The 18,408-nt window shown below is 54.9% G+C and carries 15 protein-coding genes; 6 read left to right on the top strand and 9 right to left on the bottom strand.

The window, feature by feature from the left end:
• Window positions 1–3: 3 nt before the first annotated feature.
• The gene (locus AC2FI7_RS02070; RefSeq protein ID WP_496833206.1) at window positions 4–273 is read right to left on the bottom strand and encodes a hypothetical protein; all 270 of its coding nucleotides are present in this window, start codon (window positions 271–273) and stop codon (window positions 4–6) included.
• A gap of 9 nt (window positions 274–282) precedes the next feature.
• Window positions 283–657, bottom strand: coding sequence for a helix-turn-helix domain-containing protein (locus AC2FI7_RS02065; RefSeq protein ID WP_496833204.1), 375 nt, complete (start codon window positions 655–657; stop codon window positions 283–285).
• Window positions 658–780: 123 nt separating this feature from the next.
• Between AC2FI7_RS02065 and AC2FI7_RS02060 the strand changes: the two genes are divergently transcribed.
• The 4 genes from AC2FI7_RS02060 (at window position 781) to AC2FI7_RS02045 (ending at window position 3,460) form a co-directional block, all read left to right on the top strand.
• Window positions 781–987 carry an excisionase family DNA-binding protein gene (locus tag AC2FI7_RS02060; RefSeq protein WP_496833202.1) on the top strand — a complete coding sequence of 69 codons (207 nt, stop codon included), beginning with the start codon at window positions 781–783 and terminating at the stop codon, window positions 985–987.
• Window positions 988–1,010: 23 nt separating this feature from the next.
• Window positions 1,011–1,199 carry a hypothetical protein gene (locus tag AC2FI7_RS02055; RefSeq protein ID WP_496833201.1) on the top strand — a complete coding sequence of 63 codons (189 nt, stop codon included), beginning with the start codon at window positions 1,011–1,013 and terminating at the stop codon, window positions 1,197–1,199.
• Window positions 1,193–2,212, top strand: a complete 1,020-nt coding sequence (locus AC2FI7_RS02050; protein ID WP_496833199.1) for a tyrosine-type recombinase/integrase — start codon at window positions 1,193–1,195, stop codon at window positions 2,210–2,212. The genes AC2FI7_RS02055 and AC2FI7_RS02050 overlap by 7 nt, the downstream gene beginning before the upstream one ends.
• Window positions 2,213–2,596: 384 nt before the next feature.
• The gene (locus tag AC2FI7_RS02045; RefSeq protein WP_496833197.1) at window positions 2,597–3,460 is read left to right on the top strand and encodes a hypothetical protein; all 864 of its coding nucleotides are present in this window, start codon (window positions 2,597–2,599) and stop codon (window positions 3,458–3,460) included.
• Window positions 3,461–3,534: 74 nt separating this feature from the next.
• Here AC2FI7_RS02045 and AC2FI7_RS02040 read toward each other — a convergent pair whose 3' ends face one another.
• Together AC2FI7_RS02040 and AC2FI7_RS02035 are read right to left on the bottom strand one after the other, a co-directional pair.
• Entirely contained in the window at window positions 3,535–4,542 is a 1,008-nt protein-coding gene (locus AC2FI7_RS02040; RefSeq protein ID WP_496833195.1) for a nucleotidyl transferase AbiEii/AbiGii toxin family protein, read from the bottom strand.
• Between the two features lie 2 nt (window positions 4,543–4,544).
• The gene (locus tag AC2FI7_RS02035; protein ID WP_496833193.1) at window positions 4,545–5,141 is read right to left on the bottom strand and encodes a DUF6088 family protein; all 597 of its coding nucleotides are present in this window, start codon (window positions 5,139–5,141) and stop codon (window positions 4,545–4,547) included.
• 247 nt (window positions 5,142–5,388) lie between these two features.
• Between AC2FI7_RS02035 and AC2FI7_RS02030 the strand changes: the two genes are divergently transcribed.
• Window positions 5,389–5,643, top strand: coding sequence for a helix-turn-helix domain-containing protein (locus tag AC2FI7_RS02030; protein WP_496833191.1), 255 nt, complete (start codon window positions 5,389–5,391; stop codon window positions 5,641–5,643).
• Between the two features lie 298 nt (window positions 5,644–5,941).
• Window positions 5,942–6,139 (top strand): hypothetical protein, encoded by a 198-nt coding sequence (locus tag AC2FI7_RS02025; protein WP_496833190.1) that lies wholly within the window; start codon window positions 5,942–5,944, stop codon window positions 6,137–6,139.
• 175 nt (window positions 6,140–6,314) lie between these two features.
• Here AC2FI7_RS02025 and AC2FI7_RS02020 read toward each other — a convergent pair whose 3' ends face one another.
• The 5 genes from AC2FI7_RS02020 to AC2FI7_RS02000 are packed head-to-tail and all read right to left on the bottom strand — an operon-like array spanning window position 6,315 to window position 18,399.
• Window positions 6,315–7,037, bottom strand: a complete 723-nt coding sequence (locus AC2FI7_RS02020) for a hypothetical protein (RefSeq protein WP_496833188.1) — start codon at window positions 7,035–7,037, stop codon at window positions 6,315–6,317.
• Window positions 7,018–9,030 carry a BREX-3 system phosphatase PglZ gene (gene pglZ, locus AC2FI7_RS02015; protein ID WP_496833186.1) on the bottom strand — a complete coding sequence of 671 codons (2,013 nt, stop codon included), beginning with the start codon at window positions 9,028–9,030 and terminating at the stop codon, window positions 7,018–7,020. The genes AC2FI7_RS02020 and pglZ overlap by 20 nt, the downstream gene beginning before the upstream one ends.
• Window positions 9,027–11,840 (bottom strand): DEAD/DEAH box helicase, encoded by a 2,814-nt coding sequence (locus tag AC2FI7_RS02010; protein ID WP_496833184.1) that lies wholly within the window; start codon window positions 11,838–11,840, stop codon window positions 9,027–9,029. The genes pglZ and AC2FI7_RS02010 overlap by 4 nt, the downstream gene beginning before the upstream one ends.
• Window positions 11,837–14,632, bottom strand: a complete 2,796-nt coding sequence (locus tag AC2FI7_RS02005) for a DNA methyltransferase (RefSeq protein WP_496833183.1) — start codon at window positions 14,630–14,632, stop codon at window positions 11,837–11,839. Before AC2FI7_RS02005 ends, AC2FI7_RS02010 begins: the two co-directional genes overlap by 4 nt.
• 35 nt (window positions 14,633–14,667) lie before the next feature.
• Window positions 14,668–18,399, bottom strand: coding sequence for a DUF6079 family protein (locus tag AC2FI7_RS02000; protein WP_496833182.1), 3,732 nt, complete (start codon window positions 18,397–18,399; stop codon window positions 14,668–14,670).
• Window positions 18,400–18,408: the final 9 nt, after the last annotated feature.

Genomic DNA, 18,408 nt, shown 5'->3' with positions numbered 1-18,408 from the left:
AATTTATTCTTCGTCGTAGAAATAGAACTGGCGCTTGGTGACGTTGCTGTTTTTAACAAGTGTTTTCCAAAGCGCCTCGCCTAGAAAAGTACAAATGGCGCCGGCGACGGTGAGGTGGAGCATTATACCTCTGAACAAGTCCCAGACTTCAACTTGCCCTGAACTGTAAGAAATTAATGCAACGCCTCCGCCTAGCATCAAGAACACCCCAATCAGTTTAATTGTATTGGCAAATTTGTTTACGGGGGTAGCTAGGTCTTGCAGGTGTTTCATAGATGGTCCTTATGTAATCGCTGAGAAGAACAGTTTTGCTTCGCTTTCTGGTGATGTGCTTTTCGAAAGAGATTGCTCAAATATGTAGTGAGTGAATTTCTGAATTTCCGTGCTAGTAAATGATTTCTCATTTGTGTCGAGATGTTCAAACACTGCCTTGGCAGTATCACCTGCAAGCTGGGCCGATTTTTCACCATCAGGAACAGAAACTCCGTAGACCAGCCACATCAGATTTTGGTCGAATTCTTCGCAAAATTTGACAGCGACTGAGAGCGGTAACTCTCGTTTCTCAAGCTCATAGTTTTTGTAGGATTTGTCGGCGATCCCGAGAATCGCAGCGACTTTGCTTTGAGGATAGCCCAACTGACTGCGAATACTCAGCATCCTCTGACCTATCCCAATCAATGCAGTTGACATTCGGACAAACGTACCCATATTTGGACTTGCGTAACTTACTGCAACGCATTCTGCCTACTTATAGCAAAAGATGCCAACAAGGAAAGAAAGATGAACGATTGTTCCCTACTCACCCCTCGAGAATTGGCAGCAAAGACAGGCTGGCCAGAGAAGCGGATAAGGAAGTTGATTGCGACCAAAAGCATACGGTTTTTAAAGAATGGGACCAACTTCCTGCTGCCTCCAAATGCTATCCAAGAGTATATAGAGCGGAATATGGTAGAACCTTCCTGCATCGATGAGGGGGAAGGGGCTTGAGACATGGAAAGCAGACACCTCTCATGGCCAGTGAAACCACAGCTGCGCGCTTGCTGGATTTGGGGGCAAAGCAGTTTCGATCTTTGGTGGACGAAGGGTACTTGCCGAAGGGGCATGAAATTGCGCCGGGTGTTGTGCGTTGGGACACGGATCTGCTGAAGCAGATCTCAAATGGCGATGCGGGCGACATTCAGGGATCAATAGAATGGTGATCCGGCGCAAGAAGTACTTGTGGCGGCATTCGTCCGGTCGCTGGTATGTGCGCAAATGCGTCAACGGTAAAATGATCTATCTTGGGCGCATCACAGCGGAGGAAGGTACCGCCGAATTTGACCATCAGTATTGGGAAATCGTGAGTGGCAAGAGGGTGGAGGTGAAAACCTCTTGGACCGCGCTGATTGCTGCAATGCGCGAAACCGATAAATGGGCGAATTTTTCGCCTCGGTATCGCAAGGATCTGGAACCTGTTTTTGAATATCTCACTGAGAAGATTGGCAAGGCGGAAGTGGCGCGCCTGACGCAGGCTGATATTTATGATGCGATGGAAAAGAACCGGCACAGGGTTCGATTTGCGAATTACATCCCGACTGCGATCAGCATGTTATCCAAGTTAGCGATCCGCAAACGGTGGCGCAGGGACAACCCGGCAATTGATATCGAGCCGCTCAAAGTTCCGAAGTCGCGTAAAAAGCCCCATGTGCCGTGGGCTGACTGGGCGGTGAAGAAGATGCGTGATGAGGGGGAGCCGCTTCCTTTGCTGATCTTTGAAATCGGCGTAGGCAGCGTACAACGCCCCGGTGACTGGGTGGATTTCCAGTGGGGTGATTATGATGGAGAAACCCTGAAACTGCGCCAGAACAAAACTGGTAAGCCATTGCTCTTGCCTTGTACTGAGGCGTTGAAAGCCGCACTTGAGAGGGCGAAGGTCGAATTGCGGTTCGCTCTGCATCCCTCGCGACACATCCTGACACGAGCAGACGGCTCTGCCATGGATTACTACGCTATGGCTCGGGTGATGGTGCGGGAGCGTAAGCGGCTGGGCCTGATGTCCTTTGACCAGCACGCCTTACGCTATCGTGGTGTGATGGAATTGGCTTGGGCTGGTTGTACCGACGACGAGATTGCCAGCTTCAGCGGCCATACATCCAAAGCGATGATCATCAAATATGCAGGCGAAGCGCGGCAAATTATGCGGGCGCGTCAGGCAGCAGCAAAGCGCAAATGACTTGCGAACAGAACAAGCACAGAACAAGAAACTGATACCTGAGGTGATACCCCATGACAGCAGAAAATCATAAGTTGTTGAGTTTATTGGAGGCGAGTACCGGAATCGAACCGGTGTACACGGATTTGCAATCCAGAAAGAGAGGCAGCGAAAACAACGGCTTAAGGGTGCAAAAGACCCCCTGACAAAAAGTGAACAAAAAGCGAAAGTTTCAAAGCCAAATTCGCCGGTTCAAAACGAAAAAGGCCCCGTCACAGCGGCAACTGTGAACCGGGGCCAAATAGAAAAAGCCTGTCAGCTTTCGAAGCACATTAGCACGGGCCAGCGCCGCACCGCAAACGCTCAGTCTGCTTTTTCATGGCCTCTGACCGGTGAGGTGGTCCAATGAGCTGGCGCATCGCAAATGAATGCGCCGAGCGCCGCTTTGGCAGCGCCGCGCGAAAGCAGATCATCATGTTCCTGGCTGACAAGGCGAGCGATGACGGCTCGGGCATCTGGTGCTCCAAGGGCACGATCCAGCGCCACACAGAGCTCAGCGAGAGCACAGTCAAGCGCACCATCATCGACTTCCTGCGAGAAGGCATTCTGATCGAGACAGGGCGGCGGCACTGCAAGAACGGCTACACCGTCATTTACCGGATTGTGTTGGAGCGCGTGGCCGCGCTCGAACCCACGGCCGAGCCCGATAATGAGACGGGGGTCACTGTGAACCCCGTCCAGCCTGAACCCGGTACGGGGTCCACGGTGAACGGGGTACGGGGTTCACGGTGGACCCCAAACCATCCTAAAACCATCCATAAACCACCTACGCGCAGGCGCGAGGCGGCGGAGGAGGTTGAAGATCATGAAGCTGAGAAGATCTTGGCGGCCTATCCCGAAGACAGGATCCGAGACCGGCGGACCAGTCTGCGTTTGATCGCAGCAGCTGTGAAGGCCGGATTGAAGCCCGACGATCTGAAGCAGGCGGTCAAAGCCTATGCCAAGGAAAGCGAAGGCTACACCCGCAGCAAGGTCTGTTTCTCGGACAATTGGTTCAAGATGCGCCGATGGGAGAAGGGGCTTGCCCAAGTACGGGCGGACCGAGAGAAGGCGCGAGAGGCCGAAGCCAAAGGGCGCGCCAGCCTTGCCGAATGGATCCACGAGCGCCATCCTCTATGCCGCCACATCACCAACCGGCAGATCGAGGATTTGATTGCATCAATGCTGGTGACGCCCGAACAGGTTCGTGCTGCGGGGCTGCAGGCGTGAAAAGGATCGGCGTGAACAGTGCGTTTCGTGCGCTTGAACTCAGGGCAAAGCCGTTGAGAATTTGCGTCCTCTGGTCAGCTGTTGATCTCGGTGTCGAAGGTCTCGATCGTAGCGATGATTTCATCGAAGGTTGGTGCGTCACCGATGATCATTTCCCGCATTCCGGCATAGTCTTTTCTAAGTGCGGCAGTGAGTTTGGCGTTCGGTGCCAAGCGCAGGGAACCGGGCTTTGCCTCTTCGTAGTTTGCCCGGGCGGACTTGAAAAAAACCGACTTGTGATGCGCGACTTGGTTCAGCAAATCGACCCTTTCGAGGGCACGTTTTTTGGCTTCATGCCCAATCAGCTGCGCCATATCGTAGTAATGGCGGGACATGCGATCTGCGAGGGGTTTGGCTGCATCTTGATGAAAGAGCATATGCAAAATGGTGGCTTTTTCCCAGAACGTGCGCTCGACCCCCAACACTTTCACGCCGACCAGACCGTCTGCCAGAAGATCCGGAAAAGCCTGATGCAGGTATGGTGCAATGTCGATCTGCTCGGCAGGCAGTTGGACACCACGGGCACCGAACTCAAAGCGTACAACCGGTTTGACATAGCCCGCATCGCTTTCTGCCAACGCGGGGTAGGCAAAGAGAATGGTTTGCGGGTCACCAGGGTCGACCGAGAGCGTGAAGCTTTGTTCGAGACTGGAGCCAAACGCTGTTTGAATCTCGGCCAGCATTTGGCCTCCGACGGCTTCTTTCGCCGCTTCCTCCAATTCCTGAAGCAACCTTTTCTGCTTCTTGCCCGAAAAGTCCGGGTCTTCTGGGTCACGGTCGCCTACAAACCCAAGTTGTTCGCGGTCTAGCGAGAGGTCCACATCCTCGGAGAAGCGGTGGATGACGTCATAGGCTTTGGACAGGGATGTTCCGCCCTTGAAGATCATTTGCTCGCCAAAAGATGGTAGTGCAAAGAGCTGTTTTAGGGACCAGCAAACCCAGAAGTCTTTTTCGATGATTGCCTTCGACATTCCAAGCTGCGCTGCAGTTTCTTGAAAGGCTTCATCTCTGAGTTCCGGCGCGTCGTTGGCGAAATTTTCCATGCTCAAGCGTGTGCAACAATCTGTTGCACGACGGGGTGCATCCATGCAGGGACGTGCCTGCTCTGCTTTGCCAAGAGCTTCCGATCATTGTCGTCCAGTGCGCGTGCAAGCCGGTCGACGATTTGACTATCCACACGGTCCTTGCCGACATAACGCAGTGCCTGGAAGACAACCCCGGTTTTATGGCCTGCGCCGACGAGCGTCTTGGAGGACGCGTTCCGGAATTGGATGACTTGCCGTCCAACTTTTTTGGTACGGGTCGGGCCGTCGGTCATATAGGTCGGCTTGGAGGGTACCTGCGTGGAAAGGCCTAATTGATTGGCAGCCATCGAAGGAGAAGGTTGCAAGATCTGACCATCCTTTCGAGCAACAGCTTTTGCGATGTCATCGGCGGAAGGCGACAGAAATCCGAAGCGCGGGCTCTTCTTCGGGTAGTCATACAGCCCCCGCGTCAGTCGCCGGATCACACCCTGATCAGCAAGGCGTGACAAGGCCTGATCTACGCTTGCGCGGGATCCAATGTCGAGAAAATCGGTCGGCGCAAAGATTGCGCCGCGACCTTTTCCGATGATGCGTTGCTTGATGTTTGACGTAATCATGTTCGAACTCCTTGTCAGAAAATATGGTATGTTTTTCTGAAAGTCAACGGACCATGGAGCAACCCCTCGGTAGGTGCAACTGGTATAGGGCAAAGAGGAGAACTGGTGCGAAATTTACGCTACAGCGCAAAAATAGGAAAATTACGCTGCAGCGTAAGTTGTCGTGGGCTAGACTGCTGCGCTTATGATCTTTAGATCATGAACAGGCACTATGATCTAGGCATCATGGGCGGCGCAGGAGACAGGCTTGCAGAACTTCGTTCGAATTCCCCGAGATCTTGGGCATGCGATCCGTTTGGCTCGTCGAGAGAAAAACTGGACGCAGGCCGATCTCGCCACGCGCAGCGGTGTTTGGCAGGAAACGATATCGAAAGTTGAGGCCGGGCGGGGTGGCACAAAGCTCGACACGATCTTGGCGCTGTTGGCAGCCCTCGACTTAGAGCTTTTGGTCAGAACGCGCAGCAAAGGCACTGCATCTGATTTTGACAACATATTCGACTGAAATCCCGTAGTGACGGAGTGACCACAGTTAAGCCGCAGCGGATTTTCTAGGTCCTTAGCCCTTGTAACGCAGCATGACGACACCGTTCAGTTTGTGAGTGCCGAACTCAGATCCTCAGCGCCGTGTTTCTGATTGCTGAACATAAGCAGGCACCCGGGCCAGACGCGGCGCAAGCCCCACTTCAACAAGAAAATTCCCCTGCGCTAGCGCATTCCTCGCGAGGCAAGTTTCTCGCTGACAGCCCCTTGGTGCCAGCTTTGGACATGTTCATCGAAACACTCAAAGTGAGGATCAAAAAATGGCTAGTCAAACTCTGAAACTGAACATCAAATCCGGCGAAAAAGACGGCAAGAGCTTCTGGGACCGCTGCGGCGTGCTCTTCGTAAACACCGACGACAGCGGCAAAATCACGTCGATCAACGTCAAACACAGCATGTTTCCCGACGTCGAAATGGTTGCCTTCCCGCGCCGCGACGAAGATCCGGTCACCGAATGACCTCAGCGCTAGGGCGGAGTTCCCGCCCTGGCGCAAGTTCGTTGTGGCCAGTGCCAAGTGGGTAACTCAACCGCAGTGAGCGATTTGTGCAAGCATCGGCGTGTGAAAGTCTTTCTTTTCAGTGGGATAGATTTGAGCGCTTCACTTGATACCGACCGTAGTCGAGATTTTTGGTTTACGCTTCTTTGACCTGCGAAACGGTTTGGTTTCCAGCACTATCCGCACGCAGTTCAAGATCTGCCGCAGACGAGAGAACAAAACCAAGATTATCGCCAAGGACAAAGGGATAGATCACTGGTTGGGCATCTAGTGTCCCGAGCCCTATAGGACGCCCCACCGCTTCCAGAACGGCCGTTGCCATCCAACGCATGAGATCCGGTTCTTCTAAGGCAATGGCTTTTTTCCGAGTGAGGGTTTTGCCGTTGTCACTGCGATTTAGCAGTCCCCAGTCTATCTGGGATTGAAGGACCATGTTGGTCATTCTTCTCGTACCTTCGCGCTCGCCGTAGATTTCTGCCATCCGACGATGCACCTCAGCGGTGGTGCAGTCGCCTTGGAGCGAGGTCAATCGGCCAACGATTTCAGCCACTTTGGAAAAGAAGGGATATGTCACTATGGCCATGCCCCACGTAAGGGCAGCTGGTGATGTAGACGGTGACGATTGGAAAAGTTCCACGGCGCGTTGAGTAAAAGGCTCCAGATCCGTCCGCGGCTCTAACCAGAGGCGGTTCAGTACGGTTCTGGTCTTTTTCTTGGCGGATGGGCCTGAGTGAGCTTCATCTAGGAGAACATCAAGCTCGTCGAGCTCAGCGAGACCAGCCCTGACTTCCAGCGCTCTTTTTGCCCATTCAAGGCGGATGAAACGGTCAAATCCTATCTTAGGAGCTGTCGGTCGCATGCTCTTCTTTCTTCATTCTTATTTTCACAAACGGCACGATCAGTTCCTCTAACGCCATTCCTCCGTGAGCAACAACCAAATTCCCTTTGGGCACAAACGCACCGCGTTCATTCGCATAAACGGGCAAGAAGTCGGGCGGAAGTCCTGGGCCACTAAACTGAAATACATCGATCTCTTGCGGAACAGACGCCGCGAGGTCCTCGCTGCGATACGCTCTAACGCGTTCCCCCTTCATCTCGGATACAACACCCTGGCTAAGCCGTCCAATGCCCGCAGCATCAACATTGCCATGATCAGCAGTCAGGTAGATATGGTAGCCATGCCTACTGAGCATTTGAAACAGCGTTTCGATGAAGCCGGTATCACACCACTCGCGAATTTGGCTCGCAATCCCGCGTTTCCCGAGCATCGCGCCATGGACGATTTCATCGACCATGTCGACAACAAGGCCTGCAACTTTGGTGGTAGGCTTCGAAAGCACTTCTTCCAGTCCTGCCAATTGTTCAGAGTGTTTGAGTCCTTTCTGGAATACGACTTCAGGCTGCTTGAGCTCGTTCTCCTGCCAGAACTTAGTCCACAGAGAAGGCTCCTTCGCCGTTGTATCCATCGAGCCTTGAAACTCCCGTGGCTTGAGGCCCGAAAAGAGCGCCTGGCGAGAGATTGACGTTAGCGTGGGCAGCCACGCAAAGCAGCCACCTTCGTCGGCGGAAAAGTCGGGAAGCTTGGCCGACAGGTGTTCCCTGATCTGAGCCCACTGGTCTAATGCCAGGCCATCAAAGACAAGAAGAGCAATTCGATCTTCGCCAAAGCCTCTGCGCATCGCGAGATAGCGCGGCACGTGATGAACCATCACTGGCGCCTTTGCGACAGGTAGCGAGGGCAAGTCCGCAAAATGCTGAAGTACCCAATCCTTAAGGCGGGCATCGGCATCTCTTTGCAAGATTTGGAGCTGCCCCCGCAAGCTATCTGCATCCACGGCCTTTAGTTCGTTGAAGCGGTAGATGAGTTCTCCAAGGCGCCGCGCCGCTTCTACCCAATCTCGATGCGACGCCCCCTCTGAGGGTAAACTCGCCGCGATCCTTTTCGCTCCCTCCGACACCAAATGAACGAGTGCCTGAGGATCATCGATCAGGCCCACCTGTATCCAATCTGGAGGGTGGACAGGGCGAACACTTGCCTCAATAGGCTGAAGGGCTCCCTCGAGGAACATGGTATCTATGATCACCCTTACGTCGGGGTGATCAAAGGGCACGTCAAACGCATAGCCTTCGACCGGCTCCTGATCCATGTCGCGGGCATCAGGTTCAACGCCATATTGTGCAACGAAACGTGCCCAAGATTCTTGTATTGCGCGGAGCATAAAGGGTTTTGAGGCGAGCAGTTCACTAATCGGAAGACTTCCAAGAGATGTGTCCCGAAGAACGGTTGCGACATGGTCTGCAAATAGGTTGGGAAGGCCAGCCCCGCGATAGTGAAGCCGCAGAGCTTCTCGCCAGAAATCCTCCGGTCGATTCAGCAGATAAGGGCTAAGCCTGAAGATGTGCGTCAGGACAAAATTCTTGGTCTCAGCCTCACCGAGCAGCTGCGTCACATGCTTCTGGTAGGCTTGGAATAGCCCTTCATGGTGTTCAGAGTCGAGCTTGCGGACGACACCATAATTCAGATTGGGAAAAAGATCAGCCAAGCTCAGGCTGACTTGTCGTGCTGCCCTGATGTAGTCCCAAGGGATGGAATTGATGTCCGCGCCCCGCCACTGCAGGATGAGCGCCTTCGCGGTACCTTTCTGACCCACATCCCATGCGGATCGATAACGTTCTTCATACTCGGTTCTAAACGAAACAGAATCTTCGAACGGGAGAACCTCAAAATCGCGTTCGCGAAGCCCGAGCAGAATGGTCTCATCCAAGAGCAGGCCATCCGGATCCAAGGCGATCCAGAAGCGAGACAGATCTGCGGGAAACTCCCGCAGGATACGATCAGCCCAAATACTCATCGTGCACCAGCCAGCGTTTCGCCAATTCGCAACACGAGGAGGGCATTGAGATCGGGCGAGTAAGATGCCGCAGCATCGAGCTGCGCCATACGAGCTTCATGTTCTTTCTGCAGCCGCTTCCGTCGATAATCACGAACAGTCTGAAGCCCCACTCTGCCAATCGCCTGGTGTCGAGCTTCGAAAGCGTAGAGTGCGCGTTCGCGTTCTTCCTCGATCCGAGCCTTGTGCTCTGTCACAAGATCGGAGAACACTCGCTCTCCTTGCGTGACCGCAGCCCCTTTCGATCTCTCGAACCAGTCGCACGGCGCCTCGATCCGAGGCGCAGCAATCGGCTCGATCTGCTCCGTCAGAAGCACATCCCAAATGCGTTTTGCCGTCGGTTGGAAGGCGCGCCCTTCATCATTGACGAAAACGGATAGGAAGCGGCGGCGGCTGAAATCGTCAGCTGCCAGACTGACTTCCCAAAGCGACCAAACGCCTTTCACACTGTCAGGCAGGCCTGTTATGCGGACGGCGGGGACGGGTTGACCAGCGATGCAACGCGGAAGATCAGCAATCAAAGCCTGCGCTCTTGGATCTTCCAGCGCAACCCACTCAACTTCGGGTCGATCTCCCGCGGTGCGCGCATCGAAACACACCGAAGATGACTCTGTGCCATCGGTCCACCGTATCCGCCAGGTATCGCCTTCCTTCCTGGCTTCTCCCCCCCGCGCAGGGAGTCCAGTTGTGATTGCCCGCTCCAGCCAAAACTGTGCCGGATGGTCTCGCCACTTGCGCGCATCATCGGCTTCTAGTTCATGGCGATCGGCGAGCAGATCACTATTCTTCCGGTTCTCTGCCAACGAGGATCGAAGCTGCGTCAGAACGGCATCGCATTCTGTTTCGATCGATGCCGGGTCTTGGATCCCCTGAACAAAGAGCTCGTCGAACAGTGGCTCCGCCTCCACCGAATCCATCACATCGGCAACTTTATCCACACCGAATTCCTCGGCGATCACAGCGAGCTTTGTTTCGAGAACCTCGCGAACCCGATGCTCGACGGTGTCTTCGAGTACGAAATTGATGGCTCGCACAATATGCGGTTGCCCAATGCGATCCACGCGCCCAATTCGCTGCTCGACCCTCATCGGGTTCCACGGCATGTCGAAGTTGATGATGACATGGCAGAACTGAAGATTGAGTCCCTCGCCGCCAGCATCCGTCGAAATCAGGATACGCACATCCTTGGAGAAGGCCCTTTGAGCTCGACCACGTGCCCCAAGGTCCATGCTCCCATTTAGCGTTGCAACCGAGAACCCCCTGCTTTCGAGAAACTCCGCGAGCATGGCCTGGGTCGGAACAAACTCGGTGAAAACCAGGACCTTGAGTTCAGGATCGTTTTCCTCCTGCTGAATCTTGTAGATCTGCTCAAGGAGTGCTTCGGCTTTTGCGTCTGTTCCTTGCGCCTCTGTCTCACGAGCGAGGAACAAGAGTGCCTCAACGTCTTTTCGCTCGTCATCCAAGGCATCGAAGGCCACGGCGATATCGATCTGGTCATCACCCGTTAGCTCATGCCAGTCTCCGACACCTTCGGTGGAAAAGAGCTGAAGCTGTCGCTGGTCGTCGTCCAGAGCGAGGAGGCGCTTTTCCAAGGTTGCACGGATAGCTGCGGTGCTGGACGTCACCAAACGCTGCATAAGGATCATCAAGAAGCCGATGTGCCGCTGCTTCGATGCCATGGCCTGGTTATAGCCGTGGCGAACATACTCAGTGATCGCTTCGTACAACCCTTGCTGTGCATTGTGTCGGTCAAGCCAGGCGACAGCCTGAATGCGGGTCATTCGAGGCTTGAACAGAGGCTTGCCTTCAGCATCGATCGCAAGCCTCTTCTCTGTCCGCACAACGAACGGGCGCACGCGGTCGCTCGAGACGCTGTTCTCATCGGGGAAAGAGTCTCGATCCAGCAGTTGCATCAGACGGTGGAATTGATCCGTTTTGCCTTGGTGGGGTGTTGCCGACAGAAGGAGAAGGTACGGGGCAGCCTCGGCAAGTGCCGCGCCCAACTTGTAACGTGCAACCTGATCCGTGCTGCCTCCCATTCGGTGAGCCTCGTCGATGATCACAAGGTCCCAGTTGGCCGAGATCAGGTCTTCGAACCGTTCACGGTTGTAGGTGCTGAGTTGCTCCGCGCTCCATCCGCGCCGCCCTTCGAGTGGCTTCACCGAATCCAGCGAACAGATCGCCTGATCGTGCAGCCGCCAGAGATTCTCCTCATCATCTCGGAACTGACGATATGCCGAAAGCTCTGAAGGCTCGATGAACTGAAAGTTCTCACCAAAGTGCAGGCGCATCTCGGCCTGCCATTGCCGCACAAGACCCTTGGGCGCGACGACAAGGATCCGCTTGGCCATGCCGCGAAGCTTCAACTCCCGGAGGATCAGACCGGCTTCGATGGTCTTGCCGAGCCCTACTTCATCCGCAAGCAAATAACGGATCCGATCCCGGCTCATGGCGCGGTTCAGGGCATAGAGCTGATGCGGCAAAGGAACGACGCTCGACTGGATCGGCGCCAGAAGCAGATTGTCTTCCAGCGCATCCAGGAGCTTTGCCGCGGCGGCCGTGTGCAGGATCTGATCCACTGTCGTTCGGACAGCGTCGAGTGGCCCTAGCTCCCGAGATCTGGCGCGGACAACGGCATCCTTGCCCGGGAGCCAGACGCGGTATGCGGTTTCGCCCCACATTTCCTCCCGGTCCACGACGCGGCAGGGTGCGGCATGTCGTTCATGCCAGCACCACGCGCCAATGCCAAAGTCTTGAGTGCCATGCGTCACGCATCAGCCTCCGTACGGGTCAGCGCCTGGTCGTACCAGAGCAGGAGCTTTTCATCTTCTTGCAGCGTCGCGTCCGGAAGCTTCTCAGCTATGCCAATGATCGTCTTGTAGTCCTTCGCAGCCCAGGCCGTCTTGAAACCGGCACGCAACACTTCGAGGCGCGACTCCTTGAGCTGGCGCTTGTTCGCGGTCTTGTAGGCTTCGAATTCTTTCAGCAATGTCCGTTCGCGTTTTTGTTCCAGATCCTTCGCCTTGTTCGGATCGGGCACATACCAGCGGTCCTTCGCCTTTGCCTTCAGGCGCGGGTCTTCCTTCTCCAGCCCGCGGAGATCCTTGAAGTTGGACGAGAGATAGCTGTGGATCTGGCTGGGCACGTCGCCGTTCCCGTCGAAGCGCAGGAAGTTGTCTTCGAGCAACGCCGAAAGCTCGGGCTTCTCTTCGTGCTTTTTCCAGCCGGCCCCAACCTGAGTGGTGAACTCGGGATGCACCTCTTGATAGGTCGAAGGGCGCTTCCGCAGGAAATCGGTCAACCAGTCGATAGCCGATCGCTCATCCGAGACGAACAGTTCCATCTGGGGGGCCTGCGCGAATTGGGTTCGCTTACGATCATACGTGGCCACTTGTTCCGGCAGGAAGACCATTCCGTCACGGTTCGCAAACCTGAGAATCAGGCCGTCTTGGAACTCCTGGCTCGACAACGGAACAGGCACGTTATGTCTCACGAACCACGAGATCATTCTGTCGAACAGAATACGGGGGTCACGTTCAGCGATATACTGAATCTCTCTGGCCTTCGTGCGGACGACTGGGAGTTTCCGAAGATGGTCTTCGATAAAGCTCCAAGCTGTCTCTGCGGGATCTCGGAATTCGTCACATGCCGCTTCAAGACTCTGGTTTGGCTTGTATGCAGTTATTGCCAAGTCTTGCTTCACGGCCGTGACCCCCAGAGTTGAGTGCATCCCACCCCTCTTTTTGTCCAACGCGGCAACTGAAGCGATTACAAAACCACTTTCGGAAAGTGCTGTTTGTATACTATTCCAAATGGCAGCCTGCGTATTAGAAAACTCGACGGTGATCCATCGGCCCGGTTTCAGTACCCTATAGTATTCCGAAAACGCTTGCCGGATCCGCTTTCGATAGAAGTCGTTTCCCTTCTCCACAGCCGCGTTTACGACGAGATCATTCGGGGAATTTGTTAAGACTCCCAGCAAAGCCTCCAAGGAAACGTTTAGCTCAGAATACTGGATATTGTGCCCAAAAGGTGGATCCGTGAAAATATAGTCAATGGAGTCATTCGGGATACTCATTCCGGTCGCACTCGAAGTACTTATAATCGTATCTGCCTTACCTATTCTCGACTGGCAAGCCACAGCGACATCTTTGAGCTTCTCTCGAAATAGCTCGAATATGTTTACTTCACAAAAGAGATTCGGGAGGTACAAGGTATTTGCCATCGGCCCATTGATCCGCCCACGCGGATTATATTTATTGATAACGAACCTATTTCGCTTTGTTCCGTTGCGATCAGCAAACGATGTGACAACAAACAAAAGCGCCCGCTTGATGTTTGGGGCGAGCTCTGACGTTCGTATCGCCTCAAGAATTGTGAATGTCGCCTTGAGATTGCGCCAAGTAAAAAATTGGTGTGCGTGGGTCACACCCTTATCTTCAAAGGCGTCCCGCCTATAGCGGTCCCCCTTGGGTAGCTCGATTGCTCTGCACCACCATGACTGGTCCGTCAGATCAGGTATTTCGACTGCACGCTCATAGTCTTTGCGACTAAGCTTTCCTCTCGCTTTCTTACCTTTCAAATCAAAATAATTGATGTGGACAGGCACCTGCTTCATCATCTTTACCGCCGACCCTAAGATCGGATCGATAAAATTTGTATACGCGCGCTGAAGATTTCTCGTATTTTGAGTTGCACCACATGTGGGACATGGGAAAGTTTTCTTAGCCTCGCCCGATCCCAGCTCTACGGCTTGAGTCCAATAGTCATACTCCGAGCCACACTCTTGGCAATTGTAGCAATCACTCCAAACGACGTAGTTGACCCGTCCGCGCAGCTTTCCGTCGTCTGATATCGAGCGATACAGTTGCTGCTCAACGCTTTCGATCCCCGCCAAGATTTTCTCACCTTCCTCGAGCAGCACACGCGCGTCTGGAAGGTCATTCAGATTTGCAGAAATGAAAGTTGCGATGGGAGAAAGGTCAGAAATAATGGCCCTGCGAGGTCCTACTCCAGATGACTCACCTGAGTTGTCAGTAGCCACCCCGCCCGAAACACGGTAGCCACATTCCATCAGCTCTCGATAGTTACCACATGCGGCGGCGGCAATTGCTGTCATACCTGTTCCGCCAAATGCATCAAGAACAACGTCGCCCGGCTCTGTGTAATGCATCATATAGCGAACGATCGCTCGGTGGGGTACCTTTGTGTGGTAAGTATGCGCATTGTAGACGGGATGATTTTTACCTTCCTTCACGTCTGCGTCGAACGGCAATCGGAAGTAGTCATCACTGTCTTCAAAAGGGGTTCCAAACTCTTTGACGAACTCCTCCAGCCACGGATTGGGGCAGGCGGTATAAAACGGAGGATCTGACAACGTCAGAATTGATTCGTCCGACCCTTGGGGAAAACCTTCCTGAGCACGAAACTCGGGCTCTTGCAGCTTCTCGGCCAAGAGCTTCAGGAAGTGCTCCCGGCGCGCGTCATCGCTCGGGAACGTCATACCCAGGCATTCGACCAGTCCGCCGTCCTTGCCGCCATCCATCTTCGGTTGTTCAGTCATCGGTTCGTCTCATTTCAAAATCGGTTGGCGGAAGTTCACTCGACCACGAAGCGCAGCTTGGTGGTGTCCTTGCCCTTGCAGCGGTCGGTCAGGAATGCTTCGAACCGCTTGCGCAGGTCTTCGGGTGTCGCGGGCGATCCACCCTGAAGCAGGGCCTGCCGGATGTCGCTACCCGAAACGACGACCTTGTCGAGGCCGGACAGCGCCTCTTGAACGGCGCTGATGAACTCGGGCGTGACCGGATCGGGCAACGACTTGCTGTCGACAAAGCCGGTGACGATCTTGCGCGACCCTTCCTTCAGAAGTTCAAAGTTGGACTGGATGATTGGATCCTCGAGGTTGTCGAGAAGCGTCTGCACCCATCCGTCCAGCAGCTGATCGAGCTCGTCATCGAGTTGCTTGAGCACATTGGCCGCGGGCAGCATGTCGCCCTGCTCATTCGCCGGGCGGAAGTTGCAGTGCGGGCAAACCGGGCTGGCCGCCAGTTCGGAGTCGATCAGCGAGGCGCAGCTCTTCAACTTGTCGAGCTTCTCCTCGAAGGTGGTGAGCTGGCTTGTCGGCATCAGCGAGATATTCGCCAAAGCCCGCATGGCGACGAGCCGAGAGTCCTTGCGCAGCGCGGTCTTCGTCTTGTCCTCGGACACTCCGAGACGCGCCTTGCTGTGCAGGCTGACATAAGCCGTTACATAGTCTTTTTTGAGCTTGGCGAGCGTCTGCCGGAGTTCGGATCCATTCTGTCCAGTTCGGCTCGTCGACAATGCGTCGAGGACCTGCTTGCGCGTGTCCCGAGCCTGCTTCACCCATGCGTGGTCAGAAGGCAGAACCATCTCGGCCTGGCCAAGATAACTTGCCGTGTTCCCGAGTTCGCCGATAAGGCTGATGAGCCCTTCGACGGCGTTCAGAACCTCAAGGTTCTTTTTCTGGGCTGCGATATCGTCTGACCCAATGCGCAGGTTTTTGAGCTTGCCGACCGTGTTGTAGGGCGACAGGCTTTCCGAGAAGGCCTTGAGCTCGTCGAGCTTCGATCTCCAGTCGCGGATTTCTTCCTCGCGCAGAAGAGACTGGCCCCAAAAGCTAAGCCGGTTCGCCATGTCGGTGGAAGCTGCAAGCACACGTTTTGTGAGCTTGCTGACTTCCTCCTGAAGCGCCTTGACCGGTTCATCCGAGCCTTGAGTTGCTTGCTGCGCGAGACCCGGCGGCAACTCCAGCATCTCGAAGAGTGACCGGAGCACGGCAACGTTGATCTCCTTCGGCGCCTCAACATGCTTGAACTGCTTCAACTCATCGAGCGGACGATCCGCGAGAAGCCCGATCTTGCCGGAGTCAATTTTGTCCCCGGTAATCGCGAGGACAATGTCACCGGAATAGACCAGTGACCCAAGCACCGTGACCAATAGGTCAGTCTCAAGCCGGTACTTGTCAGGGCTGAAGTACTCGATCTCCGCGTTTCCAACGAGCAACTCACTGCGGTTCAACACTTGCCCATGACCTTTGGCCTTCAGCCGCGCGAGAACCTCCTGAGCGTATCGAGATTGAACCGGATCGATGCGATCACCATCGAGCATTTCGAGGCCATCCAGGACGATCACAGCGTCTTTCGTACGGTTGCTCCCCGTGAGAGCACGAAGCGCATTTCCAATGAGCTGCTTTCGGTTGGACTCCGTCACGAGCGCCGAGAATGTTGGGTATTCGGGCGAAACATCGGCGAACCGGCTGCTTAGCGCGATCCCCGCGATCACGTTGACGACGTCGCGGAAGTTGATGCGCTCGTCCGGCCCCAAGCGCGCTTTGTCCCTGAGTGAAATACCTTTGGTCCAGTCACGAAGTGTCTTGGACTTGCCTTGGAACGTGACCTCGAATGCCTCCAGCTGTTTTTCCTGCAGCCATTTGCTCATTTCGCGCAGCGCATCGCGAGCGCGGTCGAGATACACGCCTTTCGCGCCACCACTTGCCGTGGAGGCCAGTTCCTGGGCGGCGGCGTAGAAGCTCAGCAATCGCTTGATGGTTTCGTCTGGTGCTTTCAGACGGAAGAAGACCTCGTCGGGCTTCTGCTCATCACGGAAACGCGGGGGATCGAAGGGCTGGATGAAGTACAAATAGAAATCCCGCTCTGGCTGAGCGGTCGGCCGGTCGTTCGGCGCGCCAAAGAACAGATAGCCAATCCGTTCGACGCGACGCTCCTGCCACTCGATCTGGTATTGCCAAATCTGGTGTCCCGTCACGTAGCTGGACTCGTCCGTGCGCTCCATGAGTTGGCGAATGGCGCCGTAGTAAGCGCGATCGAGCGCATCCTCCGAAAGAGCCTCGGCCCGCTTCTCGATTTGCGCGTCGTAATCGACGTCCTTTTTCAGGTCGAGATAGTATTGCTCGGTGTCTGGCGCCTTGGAGATGAACTGACCGTTTACCGTCTTGAGGGTCTCTCGAAGCGTGGTCTGGACCGCGGTGAGTAGGTCGTCAGACGGGTCGCCACCCATGTCTTCAATACCCGGCTGAAACAGGCAAAGCGTGTCGCGCAGTTCCTCGGCCGTCGGTCCGACCGGCACATAGATGTCCCCGCCCGTCGTCAGGCGGTGGACCGAAAGGCCGTCAATGATGCGAAGCGCCATCGGCTTGTAGGCCGGCCGGGTGAACGCCTTGGAGACCCTCTCCGCAAGCACTTCTGAGACCTTGAGCACAGGCCCGATATTCGGATCTGAACGCAGTACGGAGTTCGTTGCGACGGTATCCCAAAACTTGTCGAAGCCGATCAAACCAGGCCGATCTGAAGGAACTTCATCGTCCAGGATGGCTTGGATCTGATCACGCAAGGTTACTAGGGCGCCCCGCTTCTCGGTGAAGACCAGGCGCTCAAACGTCCCGATGTAGTCTGGGTGTACTGGGAACAAACGCACATACTCGTCCATCCGCTCATTCATTGAGCCATAGAATTTCGAGAATGGTGCAAGGTAAGCGCGGATCTTGTCCTGCTGGTCCGCGGACTTCTTCAAGAGACGTTCCGCGACAACGAAACTGACATCTTGTCTTGCCAGCAAAACCTGAGTGAAGCGGTCCTTCACTCTCCGCAGGCTATCCGCCACATGTTGAAAGCGGCTGCTATCGAAGATCGCTTCCTGAACGCCTGCAACGAAACGGAACCGGAGATGTTTGGTAACCTCTCCGATCTCGCGGAGGAAGGACAAGTCGAGCACAAGTTCGTGGTCCTTGCGCGACCGCAGGTATTCGAGAAACTCATCGACAACGAGGAGAACACCTTGATCAGGGTGGACCTCCGCAAAAGCCGACATCATCTCCTCGAACGCAGCCTTGTTATTGATGACCTTGTCGGCAGGCGGGAACGCATATGTCACGCCGTGCTTTTCTAGGAACACCTCAAGCTGTTGGGTGATGATGTCGCGCAATGACATCTGACTCGAAATCTCAATCCGATGCACTTTGAAGCGGCCCGCAATTGTCTTTGCAGCCTCGGCCACTTTGGGGTGCTGGATCATCGGCAGATATGCCTCATCCTCAGCGACAAGTGACAGCACCGACATCAAGTGCGACTTACCAGTGCCGTAGTTCCCGACCACCAAGACGCCTTTGTGGTCCACCGCCTCGTCGAAGGAGAGCTGCGGGATCATGAGCTTGGCGATGCGGTCGGCCATGTCATCCGAGATGACATAGGTGGACACAAGCTTCTTGGCTTCATCAGGACGATCTGCATCGAGAAGCTGAATAACCGATTCAATGGGCTCAAATTGAATGAGATCGCCGTAACGCATTGCCATCTCGAGATT

The organism is Ruegeria sp. YTSA064 (assembly GCF_059610325.1).
Note: the sequence above shows the minus strand (reverse complement) of the source record. Positions and strands in the feature narration are given on the sequence as shown.